Annotated in this window: 8 protein-coding genes; 4 read left to right on the top strand and 4 right to left on the bottom strand. The window is 74.0% G+C overall.

Annotated elements, in window-relative coordinates; translation table 11 throughout:
* On the bottom strand, nt 1-312 hold a 312-nt coding region (locus tag ACWEVO_RS26595; protein WP_452310240.1), incomplete at its 3' end, for a DAK2 domain-containing protein.
* A gap of 237 nt (nt 313-549) precedes the next feature.
* Here ACWEVO_RS26595 and rpmB point away from each other — a divergent pair.
* Nucleotides 550-741, top strand: coding sequence for a 50S ribosomal protein L28 (rpmB, locus tag ACWEVO_RS26600; protein WP_073832489.1), 192 nt, complete (start codon nt 550-552; stop codon nt 739-741).
* Between the two features lie 180 nt (nt 742-921).
* Complete coding sequence (locus tag ACWEVO_RS26605) at nt 922-2,181, top strand: ATP-grasp domain-containing protein (RefSeq protein WP_452310241.1); 1,260 nt, start codon at nt 922-924, stop codon at nt 2,179-2,181.
* Nucleotides 2,182-2,199: 18 nt separating this feature from the next.
* On the opposite strand, the gene ACWEVO_RS26610 is transcribed toward ACWEVO_RS26605, so the two are convergent.
* A complete protein-coding gene (locus tag ACWEVO_RS26610) occupies nt 2,200-2,667 on the bottom strand; it encodes a GNAT family N-acetyltransferase (RefSeq protein ID WP_452310242.1) in 468 nt (155 codons plus the stop codon).
* A gap of 63 nt (nt 2,668-2,730) precedes the next feature.
* Nucleotides 2,731-3,678, bottom strand: coding sequence for a thiamine-phosphate kinase (locus ACWEVO_RS26615; protein ID WP_452310243.1), 948 nt, complete (start codon nt 3,676-3,678; stop codon nt 2,731-2,733).
* Between the two features lie 150 nt (nt 3,679-3,828).
* Between ACWEVO_RS26615 and ACWEVO_RS26620 the strand changes: the two genes are divergently transcribed.
* Together ACWEVO_RS26620 and ACWEVO_RS26625 are read left to right on the top strand one after the other, a co-directional pair.
* On the top strand, nt 3,829-4,062 hold the full coding sequence (locus tag ACWEVO_RS26620) for an Lrp/AsnC ligand binding domain-containing protein (protein WP_091268792.1): 234 nt from the start codon (nt 3,829-3,831) through the stop codon (nt 4,060-4,062).
* The gene (locus ACWEVO_RS26625) at nt 4,063-4,731 is read left to right on the top strand and encodes a DUF3515 family protein (RefSeq protein WP_452310244.1); all 669 of its coding nucleotides are present in this window, start codon (nt 4,063-4,065) and stop codon (nt 4,729-4,731) included. It begins immediately after the preceding gene.
* Between the two features lie 102 nt (nt 4,732-4,833).
* On the opposite strand, the gene ACWEVO_RS26630 is transcribed toward ACWEVO_RS26625, so the two are convergent.
* Entirely contained in the window at nt 4,834-5,928 is a 1,095-nt protein-coding gene (locus ACWEVO_RS26630; RefSeq protein WP_452310245.1) for a D-alanine--D-alanine ligase family protein, read from the bottom strand.
* Nucleotides 5,929-6,350 lie beyond the last annotated feature (422 nt).

Consider the following 6,350-nt stretch of genomic DNA (forward strand, 5'->3'; position numbering starts at 1 on the left):
CGCGTCGGCCAGGCCGCGCAGGAGCTGCGACAGGATGACCCCGGAGTTGCCCCGCGCCCCGAGCAGGGCGCCGCGGGCCATCAGCCGCAGCGCGTGCCCGTGCGGGGTGTGCCCGTCCTCGGGGAGGGTGCCCAGGTCCATGGCGAGGGCCTGGTGCGCGGAGGTGAGGGTGAGCACGAGGTTGGTGCCGGTGTCCCCGTCCGGGACCGGGTAGACGTTGAGGTCGTCGATCTCGCCCTGGTGCCGTTGCAGGGCGGCCAGCCCGCTCGCGCACCAGCGGCGTACCGCGGCGGCGTCGAGGGTGTCCAGCACGTCGGGAAGCCTACTGGCGCGCACCGACACACGCCGGAGTCGCCCGGCCCCCGTCGGCGTGTCCGAGGGCCCGGGCCGGACGGCTCGCGCCCTCCTCCGGCCGGTACGCTGGTCCCGTTCCCAGCTCGCCCGACCGGGCCGGTTGGGCGTCCCGGCATGTCATCGGGTAACCTGGCCAGGTTGCCCGGGCAGCGCCTGGCGGCGACCTCATGAACGTTTCAAACCCAGGAGTATCCCGTGGCTAGCGTGTGCGACGTCTGTGGCAAGGGGCCGGGCTTCGGCCACAACGTGTCCCACTCGCACCGGCGGACCAACCGCCGCTGGAACCCGAACATCCAGTCGGTGCGTACCCCGGCCGGTGGCGGCACCACCAAGAAGATGCAGGTCTGCACCTCGTGCATCAAGGCCGGCAAGGTCACCCGCGCCTGACGCGGTAGCGCCACCCCGTAGTCGTCGGTTGCCGGCGGACCCGAGCGGTCCGCCGGCTTCTGTCGTGTCCGGGGGCCGGAGCCGTCGGATGGCCGCCAACCCGATGATGCGCGGCCCGGTTAGGGTCGTGCTGCGCCGGGTGTCCGGTCCGGCGCCGAGCGCGTGTGGGGAGAAGGACCGGTGGAGCTGGAACTGGGTCGCGACGAGATGGTGGTGGTCGGCGCGGCGTTCGGCCCGCTGCGCTGGTTGAACGACCATCTTCCGGCCGGCAGCGTCGTCCTGGTGGAGGAGCCGGACGTGATCCGGCGGCGCGGCCTGGAGCCGTTCTGCGCCGGGCTGCCGCTGGTCTCCCGGCTGGTCCCGGCCGAGTACCAGACGGGCCTCGACGTCGACGCCCTCCTCGCCCGGGAGCCGGGGCTGTCCACCGCGCGGCTGGTGATGCCCGGCCTGGAGTACGGCGTGGGGGCGGCCGCCCGGCTGGCCGACCGGCTCGGCCTGCCCGGCGCCGGGGTGGCGGCGGCGGACGTCTTCGCCGACAAGCACCGGATGCGGCTGCTGGCCGACCGGGCCGGGCTGGCCAACCCGGCGTACGAGCTGGTCGACGACCCGGCCCGGGCCGAGGAGTTCGCCCGCCGGCACGGCGGCCGGTGCGTGCTCAAGCCCACCCGCCGCGCCGGCAGCCTCGGCGTGCAGCTGGTCACCGACCCGGCGGAGATCGCCCGGTGGTGGGCGGCCAGCGCCGCCCCGGCGGAGCCGGACGAGGCCACCGCGCGTGGCCTGCCCACCGAGGTGCTCGTCGAGCAGCTGCTGGACGGCTCGGAGCACAGCGTCGAGCTGCTGGTCGCCGACGGGGAGACGATCTTCGCCAACGTCACCGACAAGCGGATCATCGGTGGCCGGTATCCGGTCGAGTCCGGGCACACGGTGCCGTCCGCGCTGCCGGAGCCGGCCCGCCGGGCGCTGCGGGAGGCCGCCGTGCGGCTGGCCGAGGCGGCCGGTTTCCGCACCGGCATGCTGCACAGCGAGTGGATCCTCACCGACGGGGCGCCGACGCTGGTGGAGTGCGCCGGCCGGATGCCCGGCGACATGATCACCGCGCTGATCTCGATCGCCTACGAGTGGGACGTCATCACGGCGTACCTGTCGATGCTGCGCGGCGGGCGGCCCGCGGCGCCGCCCGCCCGGCCCACCGGCGCCGCGGCCGTGGAGTTCCTGGTCGCGCCGCCCGGCCGGGTCACCGGGGTGGACGGGCGCCGGGCCGCGCTGCGGGTGCCGGGCGTGCTCGACGTGCAGATCGACGTGGCGGTGGGTGCCACCACGCGGGACGTGACGTCCTCGGCGCACCGCAGCGGGCACGTGCTGGCCTGGGGCGGTGATCCGGCCGAGGCGGAGGGCGCCGCCCGCAAGGCCGCCGACCAGATCCGGTTCGACGTCGCCTGATCCGCCCCGGCCTGAGGATCAGAGGGTGCGGCCGAACGAGAGGCAGCCCGGGGCGTCCTGGTAGTAGCCGAAGTTCGGGATCCGCTCGTAGCCGGCCGAGGTGTACATCGCGATCGCCTCGGGCTGCCGGTCACCGCACTCCAGGATGATCCGCTTGCGGCCCTGCTCCCGCGCCGACTCCTCGACCGCCGCCAGCACCGCGCCGGCCACGCCCCGCCCGCGGGCCGCCGGCGCGGTGTACATCCGCTTCAGCTCGGCCGTCCCGCCGTCGTCGCCGTGGCTGCGCCAGCCGCCGCAGCCCACCGGCTGGCCGTCGAGGTAGGCGACCAGGAACGCGCCATCGGGCGGCTCGAACTGGGCCGCGTCGATCGGGGTGTCGTCGCCGCTGCCGCCGTACCGCTGGCCCAGGTCGGCCAGGGCCGCCCGGATCAGCGCCTGCGACTCGGGCGCGGCGAAGTGCCGTGCCCGGATCTCGATCTCACTCACGGCATGAAGGGTACGGCCGGCTCCGCCACCGCCCGGCTCCCGACCGCCCGGGTCGGACGCAGATCACTCGGCCCGGCGGAAGTGGTCCCACCCGGCGGGGCCCGCGTACGGCGCCCCGTCGACGGTCACCCCCGCGCCCTCGGTCACCTGCCCGACCGTCCGCCACCCGGGCGGCAGCGTCGCCGTGGCCGGGAAGGTCGCCGCGAGGGCGTGGTCGTCGCCCCCGGCCAGGATCCAGGAGTACGGGTCGACGCCGAGCGCCTGCGCCGCGTCGCGCATCTGCCGGGGCACCTCGAACGCGTCCCGCGTCAGGTCGATCGCCACCCCGCTGGCCCGCGCCACGTGCCCGAGGTCGGCCAGCAGCCCGTCGGAGACGTCGATCATGGCGGTGGCGCCCGCCCCGGCCGCCTCGGGACCGGCGGCGTACGGCACCTCGGGGCGGCGGAACGCCTCCACCAGCAGCCGGGGCGTGCGGAAGCCGCGGGACAGGACGGTGTAACCGGCCGCTGCCCAGCCGGTCCGCCCGGCGAGCGCCACCACGTCCCCGGGGCGGGCCCCGGAGCGGACCACCGGCGGCCGGCCGCCCAGGTCCCCGAGCGCGGTCACCGCGATGGTCAGCGTCGCGCTGGCCGACATGTCCCCGCCGACCACGCTCGCGCCGACCAGGGCCGCCTCGGCGCCGAGCCCGTCGGCCAGCTCCTCGGCCCAGGCGGTGTCCAGGTCCGCCGGCATGCAGAGGGCGACCAGCAGCGCGGTCGGGGTGGCGCCCATCGCGGCGATGTCGGCCAGGTTGGCCGCCGCCGCCCGGTGGCCCACGTCCCGCGCGCCGGACCAGTCCCGCCGGAAGTGCCGCCCCTCGACCAGCACGTCGGTGGAGGCCACCACCCGCCGGTCCGGCGCGGCGACCACCGCCGCGTCGTCACCGGGGCCGAGCAGCACGCTCTCCCCGTACGTCAGCCGGGCGGTGACCCGGTCGATCAGCCCGAACTCGCCCACACCCGCGACCGTCATGCCGTCCCCTCGTCGCGCTCCCATGTTCCCCACGACCCGGCGTGCGCTCGCTCACCGCGTCCAGCCGACCACCGATAGGGATCAGGCCTGCTCCGTAAGGTAGTTTCACCCTTCGGGCCGCCCCAGGCGGCGACGGACGGAGGTCGAGTCGTGGTACAGGCGTACATCCTCATCCAGACCGAGGTCGGCCGGGCGCGTGACGTGGCCGGGCAGATCGCGGACCTTGCCGGCGTGGTACGGGTCGACGCCGTCACCGGGCCGTACGACGTGGTCGTCCTCACCGAGGCGAACACCGTCGACGAGCTCGGCAAACTCATCGTCAGCAAGGTGCAGCTGGTGCCCGGCATCACGCGCACCCTCACGTGTTCGGTGGTACGGCTGTAAGTGGACGAGATCACTTCCTCCCCCGCTCCCGACGAGTCCCGCCCGGCCGGGCCGCGTCGCGACCGGTCGACCCGCGGCGCCGCGCTCTGGGCGACCCTGATCGCGGTGCCGGTCACCGTGGCCGTGGCCGGGTTCACCTTCGCCAAGCTCTCCCCGAGCGAGCCGGCCGCCACGCCCAGCGCCTCCGCCAGCGCCGCCCAGCCGCAGTCGACCGCGCCGGTCGAGCTGCCCGCGCCCGCCCTGGCGGAGCGGCCCGCGGTGGTGTGCCGTGCCCTGGTGTCGCAGCTGCCGGAGAGCGTCCGGGACCTCAAGCAGCGGCCGGTGACCGCCGGCGCCGAGCAGAACGCCGCGTACGGGGATCCGGCGCTGACGGTCAGCTGCGGGGCGAAGGCGCCGGTCAAGCCCTGCCCCTCGCCCACCGCGGGTGGCGGTCTGCCCGACGGGTGCTTCCCGGACACCGACGAGGTGTGGTCGGTCAACAAGGTGTGCTGGCATCCGACGGAGGAGGCCGACGCGACCGTGCTGACCGCGGTCGACCGGGAGGTCCCGATCCAGGTCCGGGTGCCCAAGGAGTACGCGCAGCCGCTCCAGTGGGTCACCCCGATCTCGGACGCGATCGTCTCGGCCGTCCCGTCGGCCAAGACCGCCCCCTCCGGCTGCTCCGCCTGACCCCGCCGCCCTTCCTGGGCCCTGATTCACGGAAAGAGTGGCCTCCCGAGCGGGAATGGCCACTCTTTCCGTGAATCAGGGCGGATGCGGTGCGGCGGGCGGTCAACGGCCCGCGCGGCGGAGGGCGGTGCGGATGAGGCGGTTGACCAGCTTCGGATACTCCAGACCGCTGGCCGCCCACATCCGGGGGAACATCGACGTGGGCGTGAAGCCGGGCATGGTGTTGATCTCGTTGAGGTAGACGTCCTGCTCCGGGGTGACGAAGAAGTCGACCCGGGCCAGGCCGGAGCAGTCCAGCGCGGTGAACGCGCGGGCGGCGTACTCCTGGACCTGGCGGGTGACCTGCTCGGGCAGCTTCGCCGGGATGTCGTACTCGCACGCGTCGTCGATGTACTTGGCCTCGAAGTCGTACCAGTCGTGGCCGGAGATCACCCGCACCTCGGCCAGCACCGACGCCTCGGGCGTGCCGCCGGCCTCGCCCTCCAGCACACCGCACTCGATCTCGCGGCCGACGATCGCGCCCTCGACGAGCACCTTGGTGTCGATCTCCCGGGCGGTGGCCACCGCCGCGTCGAGCTGGGACCAGTCGTCGACCTTGGTGATGCCGAACGAGGAACCGGCCCGGGACGGCTTCACGAAGACCGGCAGGCCGAGGCGCTCCTTGTCCTCCTCGGTCATGGTCATCCCGTTGCGCAGCACCACGTACGGGCCGACCGGGATGCCCTCGACGGCGCAGAGCTTCTTGGTGAACTCCTTGTCCATTGCGGCCGCGGAGGCGAAGACGTTCGCCCCGACGTACGGGATGTCGGCCATCTCCAGCATCCCCTGGATGGTGCCGTCCTCGCCGTACGCGCCGTGCAGCACCGGGAACACGACGTCGACGTCGGCCAGTGCCCGGGGGCCCTGCGCCGGGTCCAGCACCATGAGGCCGCCCACCGCCGGGTCGGCCCGCAGCACCAGTTCGGCGCCGGAGCCGGAGGTGATCTCCGGAAGCTTGCGGTTCTGGATGGCGAGCTGGCCCGGATCGCCGCTGGCCAGCACCCACTGTCCCTGCCGGGTGATCCCGACCGGCACCACCTCGAACTCGTCCGGGTCGAGGGCGCCCAGCACGCTGCCGGCGCTGACGCAGGAGATGCCGTGTTCAGGGCTGCGGCCACCGAAGACGATCGCCACACGGGTCTTGCCTGGGGTGGTCACTGCTAGGTCACCTCTTCGCTCGCGACTGCGGCCGGCCGTGCTCGCCCGTGGCGCTCACCCGGTTGACCTTACTGTGCGTGGCGAACCCCGGCAGCCGATACCCGGGGACACGGGGCCTCGACCCCGCATCCGGTCAGGGTGCCATATACGGGGAGTAACGGGACGTGTTGGATCGTCGCGGCCGGTTACGCTGCTCGTCCTGTGAGCTCCGATCCCCTCATCGACAGCGTCGCTGATTAGCTTTGGGATCCTTGGTCGGAGTGTGTTTCCGGGATCGTTTCCCACCTGGGTGGGGTCGCGTGGGCGTGGAGGTGGAATCCTGCGCCGAGGGCGGCTCCTCGTGGCCGGTGGCCGGTGGTGGGTGTGCTGATCGTGTTCACGCTCTGGTGCCGGTGGGCTGCGCGGGGCAGCCTGGGCCGGTC

Source organism: Micromonospora sp. NPDC003776 (assembly GCF_053605645.1).

Bases quoted from the DNA above. Each gene is read 5' to 3' on its own strand.
- ACWEVO_RS26615 (WP_452310243.1), bottom strand. From the start codon at position 3,678: ATGACGGTCGCGGGTGTGGGCGAGTTCGGGCTGATCGACCGGGTCACC.